Origin of the sequence: Nocardia sp. CA-128927 (assembly GCF_050955855.1) — a bacterium.
Taxonomy (GTDB): Bacteria; Actinomycetota; Actinomycetes; order Mycobacteriales; family Mycobacteriaceae; genus Nocardia.
The window spans coordinates 1322188-1341676 of the sequence record NZ_CP192087.1 but is presented as its reverse complement, the minus strand read 5'-3'; the positions used below and the strand labels follow the sequence as shown (position 1 = coordinate 1341676).

The window sequence follows — 19489 nt, the reverse complement described above, 5'->3', positions numbered from 1 at the left end:
TTACCCATGTGCTGTCGAAGTCAGTCGTCACGATTGTTCTCGGTGAAGTCTATTGGCGAGGGGATGTCTGGTTGCGGCGAGTTGCCGCGGCCGTGTTCTGCGGCACAGCGGGGCGGTCGGTCCTATGACTGGGCTCGACAAGCACAGGCCGACATCGGAATGCGCGACGCGACGGCAAAACCGCAGTCCACCGTGGCGATCTGGACCCGCTTCGGCTGGAACACGAGCGGCGCACGGAGGCCGAACACGGGCCGACCGGACCGGCCGCTCGACTCAGAATTCCGGACGGGCGAGTGCACGGAGAGTGCGGATAGCCGGGCGGATGTGCTCAAGCAACGGGGTTGCCGAGATAGGGGCGGCTTCGGGGTGACCTTCGTGCGCGGCGAGGTTGGCGGCGAGGGAGTGCGCCCTCGCGGCGGCCGCAGCGGCCCATGCGGGGGTGTGGCCTGCCGCGAGGAGGGCGCCGATGATGCCGGAGAGGACGTCACCCGCGCCCGCGGTGGCGGCCCAGGAGGCGCCCGCCTCGTTGACGAGGGCGGGCTCACCCGGGGTAGCGACGAGGGTGGCGCGGCCCTTCAGGAGGACGGTGAGCTGCCAGTCGTCGGCGAGGGAGCGGACTGCGGCCACCCGATCGTCACCGACCTCGGCCCCGGTGAGGCGCGCGAATTCGCCTGCGTGCGGGGTCAATACGGTCGGCGCGGAGCGGCCACGGACCAGGTCGGGTTCGGCGGCGAGCAGGGTGAGGCCGTCCGCGTCCACGACGACGGGCAGGTCGGTGGCGAGGATCTCGACGAGACGTTTGTGCGCGTCGGCGTCGGTGCCCGCACCGGGCCCGAACACCCAGGCCTGGACCCGGCCGACATCCGAGACATGCTCGGTGGCAATGACTTCCGGGAAATGCGCAAGGACATCGGCGACACCGCGTCCGGCATAGCGGACCAGGCCCGAGGTCGCCGCGACGGCGGCCCCGGTGCACAACACCGCAGCCCCCGGATAGTCGGCGCTACCCGCGCAGACGCCGGTGACACCCTGGGAGTACTTGTCGTCGGTCGCCTCCGGCACCGGCCAGCCAGCGCCGATCGAAGCGGGTTCCAGCGCCGCGAGATTCGGCTCCGGCAGTCGTAAACCGATGGGCACCAGTTCGATTCGCCCGCAGTACGGCGCGGCCAGCACATGCACCGGCTTGTACGCGCCGAACGCGACGGTGACGTCGGCGCGGACGGCGGGCCCGGTGATTGCGCCGGTATCCGGATCCACCCCGCTCGGCAAATCCGCCGCAACGATCGGAACTCGCAGCCCCGCAACGAGTTCGGCCGCGTCCGGGCGCAACGCACCACGGCCGGAGATGCCGACGATGCCGTCGATCACCAAGTCCGGATCGCCGATCTCGTCGCGCACCCGCCCGCCCGCCTTGCGTAGCGCCGCAAGACCTTTCGCGTGGGCGCGGGCCGGATTCAGCAGCACCGCCGTCACCGCGACACCCCGGCGGCGCAGCATCGACCCGGCCCACAGCGCGTCACCGCCGTTGTCGCCGGACCCGACGAGCAAGGTCACCGAACGTCCCGCGACACCGCCGGTGCGTGCCCGCAGCTCGCCCGCGACGACAGTGGCCAGACCGTGCGCCGCGCGTTGCATGGGGACGCCGTCCGGGACTCGGGTGAACAGCTCGGCCTCGGCCGCGCGTACTTCGTCGGCGGTGAAATAACCGCGCTGCGTGGACATGGGAGATCCTCCACTTCGGTACTGCTCGTACGTCACCGCGGGCCCCCGAGGCGCCGATAGTGCCGCACAAGCCCGCAACGACAGCAGACTACGCTTGGCGATCATGCCTATGGTCAAGCCCCGTGCAAGGTCCACACAGGTTGTTACCGGATTCGCGCTGGCAGCGGCGCTGCTGGTCGCCGGCTGCGGCGGGAGCGACTCCGACGCCGCCGCGACCACCACGAAGCGGTCGCACCCGACCACCACGACCGCCCAGCCCTCGGGCGACGCCAAGTCCACCGACGTCACCGTCGAGGTGAACAACATGAAGTTCGCCCCCGCCGACGTCACCGTCAAAACCGGCGACACCGTCACCTGGCACTTCGCCGACAAGGCCCCGCACACCGTGCAGGGCATCGGCGACAAGGCGATGGGCCTCAACAGCCCCATCATCGACAAGGGCGACTGGAGCTACACCTTCACTGTCCCCGGCACCTACCGCTACCTCTGCTCCCTGCACCCGGAAATGCGCGGCACCGTCACCGTCCAGTAGCCGAACGGGACACAGCTGCTCCGGCATGTCCCGTTCGACGGCCAGGCCCGTTAGACCGGGCGATATTGACGGGTTCGGAGTCCGCGGGCGGAACTGGTGTTGAGCGCTTCGACAGCGGCCACGAGGGGAGCCAGTTCGGGATCGGCGGCGGCTTGGCCGAGTGCACTGGCGAGAGCGGCGTCGTGAGTGGGCCGGGCCTGTTCCAGCAGGGCCAAACCCGGCGGAGTGACGTCGGTGTAGATGCCCCGGCGGTCATCGGGGCACAGGTACCGCTGGAGCAGTCCCCGATCCTCTAGACGGGTGACGAGCCGGGTCGTGGCGCTCTGACTCAACACGACGGCCTCGGCGACCTGATTCATCCGTAGATGACCGCCCGGCCCGTCGTGCTGGCGGCTGAGCACGACCAGCAGCGAGTACTCGCGGACACTTAGGTCGTGGCCACCCTGTAGGGCCCGTTCGATGTGCGCCTCGATCCGATCGTGCAGCAGCGACAGTGCGTACCAGCCATCGGCCAGGCCGGTCAGGGCGGCGTCCGCGGTCATCGTGTTCCTTCCGCGTAGAGGTTGTCCCTCCAGGATAGATGAGCAACGCAATAGCCCGCGCTTGCAATTATCACGCGTGTGCAACTATTGTTGACGCCTGCAAGGCTCAGGCGCAACTTAACGTGGAGGCTCTCGCTCATGCCGCTCGCACTCCTCGCTTTGACACTCGGGGCATTCGGAATCGGCACCACCGAATTCGTCGTCGTGGGATTACTCCCCGATATCGCCGACACCTACGCGGTGTCCATCCCCACCGCGGGGCTGCTGGTCACCGGGTACGCGCTCGGCGTGGTGGTCGGCGCGCCCCTGATGACCGGGCTCGGCACGCGGGTCTCCCGCAAGCGGATGCTGCTCGGCATGCTGCTGCTCCTGGTGGCGGGCAACGTATTGTCCGCTGTCGCACCCACTTTCGGCCTGATGCTGACCGGACGGATCGTCGCCTCGCTGGCGCACGGCGCGTTCTTCGGCATCGGCGCAGTCGTCGCGGGCACCGTGGTTCGCCCGGACAAGCGGGCCGGGGCGATCGCCATCATGTTCACCGGACTCACCGTCGCCACCATGGTCGGCGTGCCGTTCGGCACCCTGCTCGGCCAGCAGTTCGGCTGGCGGCTCACCTTCCTGATCGTCGCGCTGGTCGGCCTGATCGGACTGGTCGGCATTGCACTGCTGGTGCCCGAACAGCCCGCGCCGCAGGATGCCCGGCTACGCACTGAGCTCGCCGTCTTCCGCAACCCGCAGGTGCTGCTCGCGATGGCGATGACCGTGCTCGGCTTCGGCGGCGTCTTCGCGGCGATCACCTATCTCGCGCCGATGATGACCGAGGTCACCGGTTTCGCGGACAGCTCGGTCATCTGGCTGCTGGTGCTGTTCGGGCTCGGCTTCTTCGCGGGCAACCTGATCGGCGGCAAGTTCGCCGACAAGCATCTGATGCCGATGCTCTACGTCTCCCTCGGCGGCCTGGCCGTGGTGCTCGCCCTGTTCACCCTCACCGCGCATAACAAGATCGCCGCCGCGATCACCGTCGTACTGATCGGCGCCCTCGGCTTCGCCACCGTCCCGCCGCTGCAGAAGCGCGTGCTCGACCAGGCTTCCGGCGCACCGACTTTGGCCTCCGCCGTCAATATCGGCGCCTTCAACCTCGGCAACGCCATCTCCGCCTGGCTCGGCGGCATCGTCATCGCCGCGGGCTTCGGCTACACCGCCCCCAACTGGGTCGGCGTCGTCCTGGTCGTCATCGCCCTCGCCCTGGCCGTCTGGTCCGGCGCCCTGGAACGCCGCGCGACCCAAACCCACCCAGCCGCAACCGAACCCCTGGCAGCCACCGTCTGACCCACCCGCCCCAACCCGGCGGCGTCCCCTCGCCGCCGGGTTTGCGCCGTGAGTGGCACATGATGGCGAGCCTCTCTCGCACTTCGCCGCAGCCATGTGCCACTCGCCAATTCCACGAGCAGTTGGCAGCGTCTATCGCGACATCACCGAACTTTGCCGCGCCCCTCGGCCACTGCCCACAGCCATGGCGCTCGATGCGAAACACCCCGAATTGCTTAGCAATTCGGGGTGTTTTCGGCGAACGGTTGTGGCTGTGCGCTATTCGACGGTGACGGACTTGGCCAAGTTACGTGGCTTGTCCACGTCGTAGCCGCGAGCCTGGGCAACCTCGGCGGCGAAGATCTGCAGCGGGACCGTCGACAGCAGCGGCTGGTACAGCGTTGGGGCCGTCGGGATCTCGATGAGGTCGTCGGCGAACGGGCGTACCGTGTCGTCACCCTCCTCGGCGATCACGATGGTGCGTGCGCCGCGCGCCTGGATCTCGCGAATGTTGCTGAGCAGCTTGGAGTGCAGCACCGCGCGCCCCTTGGGCGACGGCATCACCACGATCACCGGCAGGCCCTCTTCGATCAGCGCGATCGGGCCGTGCTTGAGCTCGCCCGCCGCGAAACCCTCGGCGTGCATGTACGCCAGCTCCTTGAGCTTGAGCGCACCCTCCAGCGCCACCGGGTAGCCGACGTGGCGACCGAGGAACAGCACCGTCGACACGTGCGCCAGCTCGCGCGCGATCGCCCGCACCTGCGGCGCCGTCTCCAGCACCCGCTCCACCAGCTTGGGCATCGCCTCGAGTTCGGCGAACTCGCGGGCCACCTCGTCCGGGTACTTGGTGCCGCGCGCCTGCGCCAAGGCCAGCCCGACCAGGTAGTTCGCGGTCACCTGAGCCAGGAACGCCTTGGTGGAGGCGACGCCGATCTCCGGCCCCGCCCTGGTGTAGAGCACCGCGTCGGCCTCGCGCGGAATCTGCGCGCCGTTGGTATTGCAGATCGCGAGCACGCGCGCCTTCTGCTCCTTGGCGTGCCGCACCGCCTCGAGCGTGTCGGCCGTCTCGCCCGACTGTGAGATCGCCACGACCAGCGTCGAACGATCCAGAACCGGGTCGCGGTAACGGAATTCGCTGGCCAGCTCCACCTCGACGGGCAGCCTGGTCCAGTGCTCGATCGCGTACTTGGCCAGCAGTCCGGAGTGGTAGGCGCTGCCGCAGGCGACGACGAAGACCTTGTCGAAATCGCGCAGTTCCTGATCGGCGAGGCGCTGCTCGTCCAGCACAATCCGGCCCGCGCCGTCGGAGTCCACGCTGAAATGCCCGATCAGCGTGTCCGCGACCGCGGTGGGCTGCTCCTCGATCTCCTTGAGCATGAAGTAGTCGTGACCGCCCTTCTCGGCGGCGGCCAGATCCCAGTCGATGGTGAACGGGCGGGTCCGCGTGGCCGCGTCGTCGCCCGCGAAATCGGTGACCGTGTAGCCGTCGGCGGTGATGACCACGGCTTGGTCCTGACCGAGCTCGACCGCCTCGCGGGTGTGCTCGATGAACGCCGTGACGTCCGAGGCGATGAACATCTCGCCCTTGCCGACACCGATCACCAGCGGCGTCGACCGACGCGCCGCGAAGATCAGGTCGGGGTGATCGGCATGGGTGAAGACCAGCGTGAACGCGCCTTCCAGCCGACGAACCACGGCGAGCGCGCTCGCCGCGAAGTCGCCCGCGGTCGGCCCCTCCGCGTATGCCCTGGCCACCAGGTGCACGGCGACCTCGGTGTCGGTGTCGCTGCGCAGCTCGACGCCCGCGTCCTCCAGCTCCCGGCGCAGCGGGGCGAAGTTCTCGATGATCCCGTTGTGCACGACGGCGACCTTGCCGCTGTCGTCACGATGCGGGTGCGCGTTGCGGTCGGTCGGCGCGCCGTGCGTCGCCCAGCGCGTATGTCCCATTCCGGTGGTGCCCGCGAATCGCGCCACCCCGATTTCGGCGAGCTCGGCCTCGAGATTCGCCAGCTTGCCTGCCTTGCGTTCCACAGCCAACGCACCAGCGCCGTCCACGATCGCCACACCCGCGGAGTCGTAGCCGCGATATTCCATGCGGCGCAACGCGTCAACGACAACGCCGAGCGCGTCCCGGTATCCGACGTACCCCACGATTCCGCACATGGCTCACCAGAGTACTTATCGGATAACGTTCTCGTCGTGTCGGCGTCTGTGAAATCACTCCTGAGCACCCTGACCAGCCGCGGCCCCCATCGGGTGCTGCGCGGCAATTTGGCCATCGCCGGGCAGCCGGGGGTGGTATTCACGCCCGAATCGGGGCTCAACCTGCCCGCCGTCGCGTTCGGGCACGGCTGGCTGACCGGCGCCGCCAACTATCGAGGCCTACTCGAGCACCTCGCGTCCTGGGGTTTCGTTGCCGCGGCCCCGGATACCGAGCGCGGTCCGATCCCGTCACATCTGGGCCTGGGCACCGACTTGCTCACTACTTTGGACATCTGCACGGGTGTGCGGCTGGGCGACGGCACGATCAGCGTGCACCCCGACCGTCTCGCGCTGGTCGGCCACGGCATGGGCGCGGGCGCCGCCGTCATCGCCGCAACCCAGCGCCAGGTCGCCGCGGTGGCCGCGCTGTTCCCGGCGCCGACCGCGCCGTCCGCCGAAAACCTCGCGCCCGACCTCGACACGCCCGCGCTGATCCTGGCCGGCGCCACCGATCTGGCCTCGGTCAGCTGCAACGCCATCCCGCTGGCCACCGCGTGGGGCGGGCCCTCGGTGTTCCGGGCGATCGACGGCGCTTCGCACAACGGCATCATCGAGGGTCGCCGCGTGCTGGCCGCCGTCGGCGCGGGCAAGCACGAGTCCAAGACCGCTCGCACCACCCGTGCCCTGCTCGCGGGCTACCTGCTCGCCACGGTGGCGGGCGACAAGACCTATCAGGCCTTCGCCGACCCGGAGGCGGACATCCCGCACACGGTGATCGTCGATCCGGAGGCCAAGGAAGAGCCGAAGGCACCCAAGCTGAAGATCGGCCAGCTGGCCAGTCTGCTGCGCCGGTAGTCGCGACCGCCGACTAGATCAGCCAGCTCTTGCGCTGGTAGAAGGCGGCTTCCTCGTCTTCCTCATCGATGGGCGCGACATCCCGGTTCGCGCGGCGGGCGGCCATCGAGCGGGCGATGGCTTCGCGCTGTTCGCGGGCTTCGGTCGCCAGCCGTTCCTGCTCCTCGGCCTCGGCGCGCGCCTTTTCCACCTCTTCGGCGTGCTCGGCCCAGTACTCGCGCATCTCGGCGGCCGATGTCTCGGCGAGTGCGCGGCTGGTGTCCGCGGTGCGCCGGTTGATCTCCTCGAACTCGTCCAGCAGCAGCGCGGAGCGGCGGCGGCATTCCTCGGCGACGCGCTCGATCTCCTCGGCATAACTCACGACGTTGATTCTCCCCGATCCGCAGCTGCCGCGCTGAGACAGCGCATCACAACGCCCCCTCGGCGTTCGGCACGGCATGCCGGACGCCGTTGGCTAGCTCACTCACAGCGGACCGGCCTCGGCCAATTCCGCACCGCTGTCGAAGTCCGGATTCTGTTCTCCCGGCATGGGTTTCGACTTGTGTTCGCCGTCTTCTTCGCGCCGCGTGTTCGGCGGAGCGCCGGTCGGGGTGCCCGGTTGGCCGGTGTTCTGCTCGGTCGGGGGCGCCTGCTGCACCGGTTCTTCCTTCGCCGGTGCGCTCGGCGCGGGGGCAGGCGCAGGCTGTTCGGGTTTCGGTGTTTCGGCGGTCGGCGCGGGCGGGGTCTCGGTCTTCGGCTCGTTCGTCGAGATGACCGGCACCCCGTGCTCGTCCAGCTTCACGCTGAACTCCTGTGGCTTCCCGTCGGCATCGGACATCACCAGTTTCAGCTGGCCGTCCGGCCCCATCTCGAACTTCAGATGCTTACCGGCAACGTCGAATTCGGCCGCGGGTTTGGCGTCCTTCTTGTCGTCCGGCTTGCCGTCGTGGTCCTTGTCCGCCTTCGTCGGGTCGATGCTCTCCTGGATCTTCTTCACCGCATCGTCGACACCACTCTTGATGGTGCCGGACAGTGAACTGATGCCCTGGGTGACCGCCGAGCTGAGCCCGGACGTCAACGGGGACAACGAACTCGCGACCTGGCTGAGCGAGGCGAGCCCGTCCAGCGACGGGATCTTCGTCGTGCTCGGCACGGTCGTCGTGGGTGTCGTGGTCGGTGTCTGCACGTTGCTCGGCACCGTGCTCGCCGGAGTGGTGGTGGTCGGCGTCGTGGGGTTTCCGGGCGGTCCAGGAGGTCCGGGCGGGCCGGGAGGTCCCGGCGGCGACTGCGTCGTGTCCTTCGGCTTGTCCGGTGCCGGAACACCTTCCGGACGCGGATAGGGAGCGACCGACATCAGGCTCATCGCATTGGTGATCGGGCTGTAGGTGTTCTTGACGGCCGTATCGGTGAGGTTGCACGCGTCGGTGAACTTCTGCGCCTTGGCCAGGTAATCGGGCTTGAACACGTTTTCCAGCCAGTGCTGGCAGCGCGCCTGAACATGCTGCTGGTACTCCGACCCCGGCAGAATTCCTAGGATATTCCGCGCAGCCCAGGCGTCAGATCCGCCGGTCAGATCCGGAAAGATTCGACCGAGCTTGCTGAGCAAGCTATCGCTTTGCCAACCATTGCTGACCGCAATACTCGTACCGGAGATAATGTCATCCACATCTTCCGGAGTCTTATCGGCGATTTTGACATCCTCGCCGTTCTCCAGGATGTAGCGCACCACCTCGGCCTTGATCTTGACCGCGGTCCGCAGCCCATTCCCCGCCGCCGCGATCGCCTTCCATGCATCGCCCGCGGTCTTCCAATCCGTGCCCGCACGATCGATCTGCTGGTGCAGCATGACGCTGGCGGCGTCGGCCGCCGTACCTTGCCAAAGACCCCCGAGCGCGTTCGACTGCGTGCGCTGCACATCCAGCTGCGAGTTCGCTTCTTGCAGAACCACTTGGAGCTTCTCTGCGACATTCCGCAGCTTGTCCTCGTTCATCCCGTTCTGCTCATAGAAGCGCTTGTGCAGCTGCTGGTAACTCGACAAGCCTGCGTCGTCACCGAATGCGCGCTTGAACCGCGGTTCGAACTTCTCGAAATACAGCAGGCTGCGCGACCCGATATCCAGATACTCTTTGACGGTCGCGTTCGCGGGAACACTGAAAGCCATGTCCGCCCCTATGCCTTGTTACCGTTGTCGATCTTGGCGATATCGAACGAGGTCTGTTGATCGGTATTCGAGTACCGCACCACCGACGCCCCCACGGCATCCCCCATGGCCAGCGTCGCCTCCGACCAGTTACCGAGCCACTTGTAGATCGTTTCGAGCCCGGCTTGAATCTTGCGCCCCTGATCGCCGTAGTTCTCCCCCGCGTCGGCCGGGCCGAACAGATTGTCGGCCACGTCCTTCGCGCGGTTCCGTACGGTCTGCCCCGACGTGCTCAGCTCGTTGGCGAGTCGCCCCAACTCCCCCGTCTTGACGCCGACCAACTCGGATCCGGCCACGCGATCCCCTCCGTCCCTGCCTCGTACGATCTCCCCGGACTTACGTCGGCGCCGGGTGTCCCCATACTTCTTTCGACGCGGCACGACGACGTTCGGTTCCATCGAATCCAGCACGAGGCCGTACCCGCAGGAAATCTACTGGTTGGGCCGGGTGGGAACAACCGGCCCCGGACGGCCTACGACCCGATCTTCCCGTGGTCGGTGCGCACCCACTCCGAGGTCCCGTCCGGATGCCGGTGGAACTCCCAGGCGGCATAGTCGCCGTCGTTCTCGACGACGGTGACGTGGTCGGCGAGACCATCGTGGTCGTAATCGGTCCAGACCTGCATGGCATCGCCACCGTTGGTGGTGATGGTGTCGAGCGTGCCATCACCGTCGATGTCCTGGGTGGGATGGTGCAGTTCGATGGCACCCAGGCCGTCCAGCGACGAGGACGCGTCGATGCCGGGTAGTTCCAGACCCGGCAATTCACCCGAGGTGATCATTACTCCTCCTCAGCAGGACTCGTGGTGCTGTCATCCAATGACCCGACAACAACGCTATCGCTCCATCCTGACATCCATAGGAGCCCGACGCAGCCCCCCTGGCCTCACTTCTTCGGCATCAGCAGCCACAACACCAGGTAGATGATGAACTGCGGGCCGGGCAGCAGGCACGAAATCACAAACAGCAGGCGCACGACATTGGCATTCCAGCCGAGGTATTCGGCGATGCCACCACAGACTCCGGCGATCCACTTGTCGTGGGTGGAGCGGGTGAAACGGCGGGCAGGTGCGGTCATGGTCTTCCCTCTCTCGGTGCTGATCTCTTCGAACTCCACTCTGCCGAGCCGAGTACCGTGCCGCATCGGTCCCTGGAGCGATCCAGACCCTGATTTCCAGTACCCAGGGGTCAGGGTGCAACCCCTAGTGGCCGACCGGGTGCGGGGTGAGCCTCCTTACACGGCAGACTTAGGAAAGTGAGCACCACACTGCATGCGCGCGGACTGTCTGCGGGCCACGGCGAACGCACCCTGTTCGACGACCTCGACCTCACCCTGGCACCGGGTGACGTGATCGGCCTGGTCGGCGCGAACGGCGCGGGCAAGTCGACGCTGCTGCGCATGCTCGCGGACCGGCGCGCACCCACCGGCAGCATCACGCTGAGCCCACCCGACGCCACCGTGGGCTATCTCGCCCAGGAACCCGAGCGGGTGCCCGGCGAGACCGTCCTCGAATTCCTCGGTCGCCGAACGGGTGTCACCGCGGCCCAGCAGACAATGGACGCCGCCGCGGAGAGCATCGCCGACGGCGGCGAGGACGAGTACACGCCCGCTCTAGAACGCTGGCTCGCGCTCGGCGGCGCGGATCTGGACCAGCGCGCCGCGGAGGTCGCCGCCGACCTCGGCCTGACCGCCAGCCTGCCCAACGGCCTGGACACCCCGATGACGGGCCTGTCCGGTGGCCAGGCGGCGCGCGCGGGACTCGCCTCGGTGTTGTTGTCGCGCTTCGACATTCTGCTGCTCGACGAGCCGACCAACGATCTGGACCTGGACGGGCTGGCCCGCCTGGAACAGTTCGTCACCGGTGTCCGGGTGCCGCTGGTGGTGATCAGCCATGACCGAGAGTTCTTGGCGCTGACCGTGAATCGGATCGTCGAGCTGGATCTGGCGCAGCAGCAGGTCGGCATCTACGACGGCGGCTACGAGGCCTACCTGGCCGAACGCGAGATCGCCCGCCAGCACGCCCGCGAGGCGTACGAGGACTTCGCCGACACCAAGGCGGGCCTGGAGGCGCGGGCCCAGATGCAGCGCAACTGGCTCGAACACGGGGTGCGCAACGCCCGTCGCAAAGCCCGCGATCCGAAGAAAGTCGACTCGGACAAGGCGGGCCGCAAGATGCGCGCCGAGTCCACCGAGAAGCAGGCCGCCAAGGCCCGCCAGACGCAGCGGCGCATCGAACGCCTGGACGCGGTCGAGGAGCCGCGCAAGGAGTGGGAGCTGCGGATGACCATCGGCGCCGCGCCCCGCAGCGGCTCGGTGGTGGCCACGCTGTCCGACGCGACCGTCACTCAGGGCGATTTCACCCTCGGCCCGATCACCGTCCAGGTCGATTGGGCCGACCGGATCGTGCTGACCGGCGCAAACGGCTCCGGCAAGTCGACGCTACTCGCCCTGCTGCTCGGAAAGCTCCAGCCGGACACCGGATCCGCCACGCTCGGCTCCGGCGTGGAGATCGGCGAGGTCGATCAGGCGCGCGGCTTGTTCCGCGGGACCACCTCGCTGGCAGACACTTTCGGCGCGCAGATGCCGGACTGGCCGGACGCCGAAGTCCGCACCCTGCTCGCCAAGTTCGGCCTGCGCGGCTCACATGCGTTGCGCGCCTGCGAAACCCTGTCCCCCGGCGAACGCACCCGCGCCGCCCTCGCGCTGCTGCAGGCCCGCGGCGTGAACCTGCTCGTGCTCGACGAACCGACCAACCACCTCGACCTGCCCGCTATCGAACAACTCGAGCAGGCCGTCGAATCCTTCACCGGCACACTGCTGCTGGTCACCCACGACCGCCGCATGCTGGACACCATCCAGGCCACCCGCCGCTGGCACATGGACTTCGGCAAGCTCACCGAAACCACCTGACACGCGCCACAGCACCGAGACCCGGCGTTTACCACTGGTAAACGCCGGTGCCGAGAATCAGACCGACGCGACGCGCTTGGCGAGATCGTCGGCGAGCTGCCTGGCCTGCGCGGGATCGGTAGCTTCGACCATCACCCGAACCAACTGCTCGGTTCCACTGGGCCGCAGCAGAACTCGGCCGGAATCACCGAGGATACGTTCGGCTTCCAACACCGCGTCCCGGACTTCTGGCGCCGCCGCGACCAGCGACTTGTCGCTGACCGGCACATTCACCAATACCTGTGGCACCGTCTGCAATACGGCGGCCAGGTCGGCGAGACTGCGCCGGGTCCGTGCCATCCGCGCCATCAGTTTCAGGCCGGTGAGGATGCCGTCGCCGGTGGTGCCGAACTTGGGGAAGATGACGTGCCCGGACTGTTCCCCGCCCAGCGTGTAACCGCCACGGCGCAGTTCCTCCAGCACATAGCGGTCACCAACGGCGGTGGTGAGCAAGGTGATTCCGGCTTCCCGCATGGCGATGTGCAGGCCCAGATTGCTCATCACGGTGCCGACCAGGGTGTTCTTCGCCAGTTCACCGGCCTCGTGCAGGTCGAGGGCGAGGATCGCCAGGATCACGTCACCGTCGACGACATTGCCGTCGCCATCGGCCGCGAGGCACCGGTCGGCGTCACCGTCGAGGGCCAGCCCCAGATCGGCGCCGTGCTCACGCACCGCCTGCTGGACCGTTTCCAAATGCGTTGAGCCGCAACCATCGTTGATGTTGAGGCCATCCGGCTCGGCATTGATCGCGATCACCGTCGCACCCGCCTCACGGAAGGCGGCGGGCCCGACCTCGGAAGCCGCGCCGTGCGCGCAGTCCACCACGACGGTCAGCCCGGACAGGTCCTGCCCGGTCGCCTCGACCAGGTGCTCGACGTACCGCTCGTGCGTGCCCGCGACGCTGTACTGGTCCGGAATCACCTGGCCGTGGTCGCGCGCGCCGGACGCGTTGACCACCCGCCCGATGCCGTGGCCGGTCGGTCGCAGCGGGTTGTCCTCGGCGAGCAGCGCCTCGATGCGGTCCTCGATGGCGTCGTCGAGCTTGTGCCCGCCGGCGGCGAAGATCTTGATGCCGTTGTCCGGCATGGGGTTGTGCGAGGCGGAGATCATCACGCCGAAGCACGCGTCGTAGAGGCCGGTGAGATAGGCGACGGCGGGGGTCGGCAGCACGCCGACCTGGAGCACGTTCACCCCGGCGGCGGTCAGGCCCGCGGTGACCGCGGCCTCCAGCATCTCACCGCTGGCCCGTGGATCGCGGCCGACGACCGCGAGGGGACGTTTCTTGCCACTGCTCAAAATCTGGGCGGCCGCACCCGAAACACGTAGCGCCAGTTCCGGACTCAACGACTCGTTGGCCAGCCCACGGATTCCGTCGGTGCCGAACAAACGTCCCATACCTCAGCCCCTCATCGGTGGATCCGCGGCGCGCCCGAGAGCAGAGCCTGTGCCACGATGGGCCTCGAAAACGCCGCGGGTTGATCTGCGGCGTAAGCGTCAGGCCCGGAGGAGGCAGCCTGTGTAACCACGTAGGGCTCGCGAACGCCGCACATTCTATACAGCACGAGAGCAGGCGACCAGCCGTTGCTGGAAGCCTGCTCTCGTACAGGTTGCCCGCCGACCGTACCGCCCCCGGCACCTCCAGGGTGCCGGATGACGGGGGTCGACGAGGCCAAAATCAGCGCTTCGAGTACTGCGGCGCCTTACGCGCCTTCTTCAGACCGTACTTCTTACGCTCCACGGCACGCGGGTCACGCGTCAGGAAGCCGGCCCGCTTCAGGGCGGGGCGGTCGTCCGGGGTGACCTCGATCAGCGCGCGGGCGATGGCCAGACGCAGGGCGCCGGCCTGTCCCGACGGGCCGCCACCGTGCAGCAGGGCGACGATGTCGAAGTTCTCGGCCCGCTCGACGGTCACCAGCGGCGACTTGACCAGCTGCTGGTGCACCTTGTTCGGGAAGTAGTCCTCGATGGTGCGGCCGTTGAGCACGAAGTTGCCGGAGCCCGGCACCATCCGCACGCGAACGACGGCTTCCTTACGACGGCCGACGGTCTGCACCGGGCGGTCGATCACGATGGGCGCGAAGGTCTCCGCGGCGACCTCGGCCTCTTCGTAGCCTTCGCCGTCCTCGACAACCTCGACGGCGTCGAATTCCTCGACGACGGCTTCGGCGTTGAATTCCTCGGGAGCGGTCACTGGGCCACCTGCTTGATCTCGAATGGAATGGGCTGCTGAGCGGCGTGCGGGTGGTTCGGGCCTGCGTAGACCTTCAGCTTGCCCGCGATCGCGTTACCGAGCTTGTTCTTCGGGATCATGCCCTTGACGGCCTTCTCCACGAGCCGATCCGGACGGCTCTCCAACACCTGACCGACAGTGCGCGACTTGAGGCCGCCCGGGTGCCCGCTGTGGTGGTGGATCAGCTTGTCCGCCTTCTTGTTGCCGGAGATGGCAACCTTCTCGGCGTTGATGATGATGACGAAATCGCCACCATCGAAGTTCGGTGCGTAGGTCGGCTTCGTCTTGCCACGCAGCAGATTCGCTGCTTGAACGGCGAGACGGCCGAGCACTACGTCAGTGGCATCGATGACGTACCACTGGCGGGTCACGTCACCAGCCTTGGGGCTGTACGTAGGCACAGTGCTTCCCTGTCTGTAGTCGGTGTTGCCGGCCAGGCATGTGGTCGAAGCTCCCGGCGGCCGGTGGAGACCCGGGATTCGATTGCACGACCGGTTGCCCAGCCGTCCATACGCCAACGATGCACGATACCAGCCCGGATCAGGCGAGGAGAAATCGCCTCAGATCTCGATCGGCGGTCCCGGATCGATCGCGCGCCGCGGCCCGGGCAGCAGGTAGCGCAGGGTGTCGATGCCCGGCTGCTTGCAGTCCTGGTCCGCGGTGCCCCGGTCGTTGCGCGGACCGCCGGACGAGTGACCGCGCGCGGACGAGATGCCGGGACGGACCTCGTTGGTCACGTACGGCGTCAACGGACACACGATCGGCTCGGCCGCGGCCAGCGGGCCCGGCATTGCCGCCATGCTCACCTCGGCCGAGACCAACTCGATGCGATCACCACCGGTCGGCAGCGCGACCACCGCCAGCGCCAGCGCGCCGACCACCGTGTGCGCCCCGAACAGGTTGTCCTTCATCTTGTTCCACAGCTTCCCCTTGCGGGGCCGGTCCTCGTCGTCGTCCTCGGACTCGGGCTCCCGCCATTGCCCGTGCCGCCCCTGCTCGGCGGCATCGGACTGGGGTGCCTGATACGAACGCGCACCGGGTGCCGGACCGGCGGGCGGCCCGCCCTGCGGCGCGCTGGTCGGCGGGCGGCCCTGCTGGTCCTCGGGGTACTGCCCCGGCGGCCGGGTGAAGCGACTGCCCAGCTCGGCGAGATTCGGCGGCAGCCGGGGCACGTCGTCGCGGGTGATCCTGGTCGTCGGGTCCTCACCCTGTGTCGGATAGCCGGGCCCGTACTGCACGGGCGGCACCGTGCGCGGCGGGGACGGATCCATGTGGGGTTGCGGCACGTCCGTTCGCCGCTGTGAGGACTCCGCTTGGCGCTGCGCCGATTCGGCCTGCCGATGCGCGGCACCGGCCTGACGCTGGCCAGGCGCGGCCTGCTGCGGTGCGGATTCGGCCCGATAGTGCCCGGCCGGGTCGCGGTACTGCGGTCCCGGGTCCTGGAACTGCGTGGGGTCCACCCGCGGCTGCGCGGGCTCGGCGTGCCGACCCGACGGTTCCGGTTCCTCGGCCTCCGTATCGGTCACCAGCAGGTGCGCCGCGCCGAGCACGAGCGCGTGCATCGGGTGATCGGCGACCTGCAATCGGTGGCCGAGATGGTTCTGGAAGGCCAGTCGCAGCGCGTCGTTGAAACACACGTTGCCCGACAGCAACACCGTCGAGGTGTCCGCGCCGATCGAGCGGGCCGCGGCCATCACCTCGATCACCACGTTGTCCGCCGACCTGGCGTCGCGCATGGATTCCATGGTCACCGGCACGTCGACCGATTCGGTCGGCTGTTCGTCGTCGCCGTGCACCGCGACCACCAGCACGGTCCGGCCGTCGGAGTACACCCCGGTCGCGCCGATGCCGTGCGGCCTGGCCTGGTCCGGCGGGTGCACCAGCCCGAGGGCGCGCACATAGCCGGACAACGCGACGCTCTCCGGCAGCGGCTCGACGGTCACGTCGAGCTGTTCCACCAGCGCGGCGTACACCTCGACCTTCTCGTCCGGCCAGCCGTCCGGGAACGGCAGCGCCACCAGGTCCGGCTTGCCGCGCAGGTGCTTACCGATCGCGGCCAGCGGGTTGTACATCCGGGCCCGGAACACCAGTTCGGCAGGCCAGGTCGCCCCGGCCACCACGATCTGTGGGTGGCCGAGGATGTCGCGCACATCGGCGATCGCCATGCCGAGGTCCGGGCGCTGCCGATCCACGCCCGCGGTATGCAACCGACCCGACGAATCCGCCAGCAGATATGCCGGCGGTGTCCACATGCCCTCCACCTGAACCGGGCGGATCGGTGTGCCACCGCCACCCGCGGCCACGGACACCACATCCCAGCCGAGATGTACTGCCCCTACTCGCACCGTCACAGGCATAAGTGTGCCTGGTGTGGAGCCGAGATGCTTGCTGTTGTCCGGAGCCCCCGGTAGTGGCGGGAAAATCGCTCGCGCATCATGCCGCCGACGACTTCAGTCGCAACCGCCGCCAGGTGATGATGGCCAGCACCAGCGTGATCAGCAGCAGCACGCCGACGTCCAGCGCCCAGATGCCCGGCGTGTGCTGCCACAACGTGTCCGGCTGTGCGTTGAGGAACACCTCACGAATGTTCACCGTCGACGCGCCTGCCGCGTACCCCCAGCGCGCCGGGAACAGCCAGGACACCTGCTCGAGCACGACCCGGCCGGTGACCGGGATCAACCCGCCCGCCATCACCAGCTGCACCATGATGGCGACCACCAGCAGCGGCATCACCTGCTCGTTCGACTTGGCCAGCGACGAAAGCAGCAGGCCGACAACGACACAGCACACCGCGGTCAACGCGATGTCGATGTACAACTCGCCGCTGCCCGACGCCAGCACCGACCCCTCGCCCGGCCGCTTCTTGCCCGCGAGCACGAGGCCGACCAGCACCGCCGACTGCAGCAGCGCGGTGAGACTGAACACCGCGATCTTCGCCGACAGATACGCCGACGGCAGCAGCCCGACCGCGCGTTCGCGCTGGAAGATGGTCCGCTCGCCGACCAGGTCGCGCACGGTGAGCGTGGAACCCATGAAGCAGGCGCCGAGGATCAGCACCACCAGCAGCTGCTGGGTCTCGCCGCCGCCGGTGGGCACAAAGGTGCCGTCCGGCAACGCCTTCAACGCGCCGCGCTGGAAACCGTCCTTGCCCGGCACCACCAGCGATAGCGCGCCGAGGATGAACGGCAGGATCACCAGGAACGACAGGTAGCCGCGGTCGGCCAGGATCAGCCGGATCTGTCTGCGCGACAGCGTCGAGAACTGTTTGCCGCCACTGGATTGCGGTGGCGAACCGGCGTTTCCGTACTGCTGTGGCGGCGGTGGCGGCGGTGGCGCGAACGCCTGCCTGGATCGGAAGGCGGCGAACGCCTGATCCGGATTGGCGGCCACGTTGGCGAAGATCTCCGCCCAGTCGGTGGTGCCGAGCGCGGATCCGACACCGGCCGGGTTGCCGCAGTAGGCGGTCTTGCCACCGGGCGCCAGAAGCAGCACCTGGTCGCACATGTCGAGGTGGGCGATGGAGTGGGTCACCACGATCACCACGCGGCCCGCGTCGGCCAGCTCGCGCAGCATCACCATCACCTGCCGGTCCAGCGCCGGGTCGAGGCCCGAGGTCGGCTCGTCCAGGATCAGCAGCGAGGGTCCGGTGAGCAGTTCCAGCGCGACCGACGCGCGTTTGCGCTGACCGCCGGAGAGCCGGTCCACCCTGGTGTCGGCGTGCTCGGTGAGTGAAAGCTCTTTCAGCACACCGTCGATCACCTGCTGCCGGTCGGCCCGGCTGTTGTCCGGCGGCAGCCGCAGCTCGGCCGCGTAGCCCAGCGCCTGGCGCACGGTGAGCTGCCGGTGCAGCACGTCGTCCTGCGGCACCATGCCGATCCGGGAACGCAGCGCCTCGTATTCGGCGTGCAGATTGCGTCCCTCGAAGGTGACCACACCGCCGGACGGCCGGGTGGTGCCCGCGATCAGCCTGGACAGCGTGGACTTGCCCGCGCCGGACGGACCGATCAGCGCGGTCAGCGTGCCCCGGCTGGCCTGCATGTTCACATCGACCAGCAGCTGCTTGTTGCCCTCGACGGTGAACCCGACCCCGTGCACCGCGAGCCCCTGCTCGGCCACCGGCTTCTGCCGCAGCACCAAAGTGCCCTGCTGGACAACGAAGTCGATGTTGCCGATGGTGATGATGTCGCGCTCGCGCAGCACCGAGCGCTGCTGGCGGTGGCCGTTGACGAAGGTGCCGTTCGCCGAGCCGAGATCCTCGATGGTCAGCCCGTCGGACGCGGCGACGAGGCGCGCGTGCTTGCGCGAGGCCAGCGGATCGTTGACGACGATCTGATTGTCGGTGGTGCGGCCGATCGACAGGCCACCGGCGGGCAGGCGATCACCCCTGGCGATCGCCGCGGTCGACGCCCGCGCGCGCACCGGCGGCATGTTCGAGGTGTCGGCCCGGGTGGTCATATTGATGTTGACCTGCGGCTGCGCGTCCTGCGGCGGCTGATACGCCGGGCGCTGGAACTGCTGGGCGGGCCGCTGGCCGGACATCGGCTGCCCCGACATCGGCTGCTGACCCGACTGCGGCGGCCGCACCGAAGGACGCTGCGGTGGTTGCGGATTGGCGGGCAATAGATGAAGTAGTGGTCCACTGATCGCGTCACCGAGCCGCACCTGCGTCGGCCGATCGATCGACACCGGTTGCGCGAGTCTGCGGGCGTCGACGAACACGCCGTTGGTGCTTCCGTTATCGCTCAGCACCCAGGCACTACCCTGCCAGGTGAGCGTCGCGTGCACCCGCGAAACAAGCGGGCTGTCGACGAAAAGCGTCACCTCCGGCGCACGGCCCATGGTGACCTGCTGGCTCGAATCGAAGACTCGTTCGTTTCCATCATGGCGCACGGTGATGGTCTGCGCCCCCGGTGAAGACATGCAGCGGATACTATTCCATCACCCGGACATCGGCGGTGCCCCCGACGCGC

Annotated in this window: 17 protein-coding genes; 4 read left to right on the top strand and 13 right to left on the bottom strand. The window is 68.1% G+C overall.

What is annotated here, in order from left to right; translation table 11 throughout:
* Positions 1–273 precede the first annotated feature (273 nt).
* Positions 274–1722 (bottom strand): NAD(P)H-hydrate dehydratase, encoded by a 1449-nt coding sequence (locus ACQPW1_RS06175; RefSeq protein WP_433661778.1) that lies wholly within the window; start codon positions 1720–1722, stop codon positions 274–276.
* A 103-nt stretch (positions 1723–1825) separates the two neighbouring features.
* On the opposite strand from ACQPW1_RS06175, the gene ACQPW1_RS06170 reads away from it, so the two are divergent.
* Positions 1826–2254 (top strand): plastocyanin/azurin family copper-binding protein, encoded by a 429-nt coding sequence (locus ACQPW1_RS06170; protein WP_433661777.1) that lies wholly within the window; start codon positions 1826–1828, stop codon positions 2252–2254.
* A 50-nt stretch (positions 2255–2304) separates the two neighbouring features.
* Here the strand turns inward: ACQPW1_RS06170 and ACQPW1_RS06165 are convergent, their stop codons facing one another.
* The gene (locus ACQPW1_RS06165) at positions 2305–2796 is read right to left on the bottom strand and encodes a MarR family winged helix-turn-helix transcriptional regulator (RefSeq protein WP_433661776.1); all 492 of its coding nucleotides are present in this window, start codon (positions 2794–2796) and stop codon (positions 2305–2307) included.
* A gap of 138 nt (positions 2797–2934) precedes the next feature.
* Between ACQPW1_RS06165 and ACQPW1_RS06160 the strand changes: the two genes are divergently transcribed.
* A complete protein-coding gene (locus ACQPW1_RS06160) occupies positions 2935–4125 on the top strand; it encodes an MFS transporter (RefSeq protein WP_433661775.1) in 1191 nt (396 codons plus the stop codon).
* 258 nt (positions 4126–4383) lie between these two features.
* Here the strand turns inward: ACQPW1_RS06160 and glmS are convergent, their stop codons facing one another.
* On the bottom strand, positions 4384–6267 hold the full coding sequence (gene glmS / locus ACQPW1_RS06155) for a glutamine--fructose-6-phosphate transaminase (isomerizing) (protein WP_433661774.1): 1884 nt from the start codon (positions 6265–6267) through the stop codon (positions 4384–4386).
* A gap of 36 nt (positions 6268–6303) precedes the next feature.
* Between glmS and ACQPW1_RS06150 the strand changes: the two genes are divergently transcribed.
* Positions 6304–7161: a dienelactone hydrolase family protein gene (locus ACQPW1_RS06150; protein ID WP_433661773.1), complete on the top strand. Its 858-nt coding sequence runs from the start codon at positions 6304–6306 to the stop codon at positions 7159–7161.
* Positions 7162–7174: 13 nt separating this feature from the next.
* Here ACQPW1_RS06150 and ACQPW1_RS06145 read toward each other — a convergent pair whose 3' ends face one another.
* The 5 genes from ACQPW1_RS06145 to ACQPW1_RS06125 form a co-directional block, all read right to left on the bottom strand.
* On the bottom strand, positions 7175–7522 hold the full coding sequence (locus ACQPW1_RS06145) for a hypothetical protein (RefSeq protein WP_433661771.1): 348 nt from the start codon (positions 7520–7522) through the stop codon (positions 7175–7177).
* Positions 7523–7624: 102 nt separating this feature from the next.
* Positions 7625–9301, bottom strand: a complete 1677-nt coding sequence (locus ACQPW1_RS06140) for a hypothetical protein (RefSeq protein WP_433661770.1) — start codon at positions 9299–9301, stop codon at positions 7625–7627.
* Between the two features lie 8 nt (positions 9302–9309).
* Complete coding sequence (locus tag ACQPW1_RS06135) at positions 9310–9636, bottom strand: hypothetical protein (RefSeq protein WP_433661769.1); 327 nt, start codon at positions 9634–9636, stop codon at positions 9310–9312.
* A 176-nt stretch (positions 9637–9812) separates the two neighbouring features.
* Positions 9813–10121, bottom strand: coding sequence for a DUF6802 family protein (locus ACQPW1_RS06130; protein ID WP_433661768.1), 309 nt, complete (start codon positions 10119–10121; stop codon positions 9813–9815).
* Positions 10122–10225: 104 nt separating this feature from the next.
* A complete protein-coding gene (locus ACQPW1_RS06125; protein ID WP_433661767.1) occupies positions 10226–10417 on the bottom strand; it encodes a PspC domain-containing protein in 192 nt (63 codons plus the stop codon).
* A 177-nt stretch (positions 10418–10594) separates the two neighbouring features.
* Between ACQPW1_RS06125 and ACQPW1_RS06120 the strand changes: the two genes are divergently transcribed.
* Positions 10595–12250 (top strand): ABC-F family ATP-binding cassette domain-containing protein, encoded by a 1656-nt coding sequence (locus ACQPW1_RS06120; protein ID WP_433661766.1) that lies wholly within the window; start codon positions 10595–10597, stop codon positions 12248–12250.
* 57 nt (positions 12251–12307) lie between these two features.
* On the opposite strand, the gene glmM is transcribed toward ACQPW1_RS06120, so the two are convergent.
* From glmM to ACQPW1_RS06095, 5 genes are all read right to left on the bottom strand, one after another.
* Complete coding sequence (gene glmM / locus ACQPW1_RS06115) at positions 12308–13684, bottom strand: phosphoglucosamine mutase (RefSeq protein WP_433661764.1); 1377 nt, start codon at positions 13682–13684, stop codon at positions 12308–12310.
* Between the two features lie 280 nt (positions 13685–13964).
* Positions 13965–14480 carry a 30S ribosomal protein S9 gene (gene rpsI / locus ACQPW1_RS06110; protein WP_433661763.1) on the bottom strand — a complete coding sequence of 172 codons (516 nt, stop codon included), beginning with the start codon at positions 14478–14480 and terminating at the stop codon, positions 13965–13967.
* Positions 14477–14920 carry a 50S ribosomal protein L13 gene (gene rplM / locus ACQPW1_RS06105; protein ID WP_135234871.1) on the bottom strand — a complete coding sequence of 148 codons (444 nt, stop codon included), beginning with the start codon at positions 14918–14920 and terminating at the stop codon, positions 14477–14479. Before rplM ends, rpsI begins: the two co-directional genes overlap by 4 nt.
* 159 nt (positions 14921–15079) lie before the next feature.
* Entirely contained in the window at positions 15080–16876 is a 1797-nt protein-coding gene (locus tag ACQPW1_RS06100; RefSeq protein WP_433661762.1) for a hypothetical protein, read from the bottom strand.
* 76 nt (positions 16877–16952) lie between these two features.
* Positions 16953–19439 (bottom strand): FHA domain-containing protein, encoded by a 2487-nt coding sequence (locus tag ACQPW1_RS06095; RefSeq protein WP_433661761.1) that lies wholly within the window; start codon positions 19437–19439, stop codon positions 16953–16955.
* Positions 19440–19489: the final 50 nt, after the last annotated feature.